The 369-nt window shown below is 61.2% G+C and carries 1 protein-coding gene; it reads right to left on the reverse strand.

Annotated features, from left to right (window positions below):
* Positions 1-183: 183 nt before the first annotated feature.
* Positions 184-369, reverse strand: a 186-nt coding sequence (locus tag BW43_RS29135; RefSeq protein ID WP_218186596.1) for a hypothetical protein, incomplete at its 5' end; no start/stop codon positions are given.

Here is a 369-nt window from a genome sequence, read left to right on the forward strand (position 1 = left end):
GTGAGCAGGCTTGCCCTGCGCTGGGGCGCGAAGCGGCCCCAATCCAGTCGCCGCGTTTCTCCAGGCAGAACCCAATGGCCGGTTTTAGGGCCGCTTCGCAGCCCAGCGCAGGGCAAGCCTGCTCACCACAAAAAGGTTGTGTTCGCCATCAGGTATAGGCTCACCGCAAAGAGCCTGTTCACCTCAACAAACGACCTCACCCGGGCTAGTTGAGGAGAGCAGGCTTTTTTGCGGTGATTGTGCTTTTTGCAGTGCGCCGGCAGTTTGTGGTGGGTTCGCTTTTTGTAGTGAGCAGGCTTGCCCTGCGCTGGGGCGCGAAGCGGCCCCAATCCAGTCGCCGCGTTTCTCCAGGCAGAACCCAATGGCCGG

The sequence above is a fragment of the Pseudomonas sp. RIT357 genome, from assembly GCF_000632245.1.
Taxonomy (GTDB): Bacteria; Pseudomonadota; Gammaproteobacteria; order Pseudomonadales; family Pseudomonadaceae; genus Aquipseudomonas; species Aquipseudomonas sivasensis.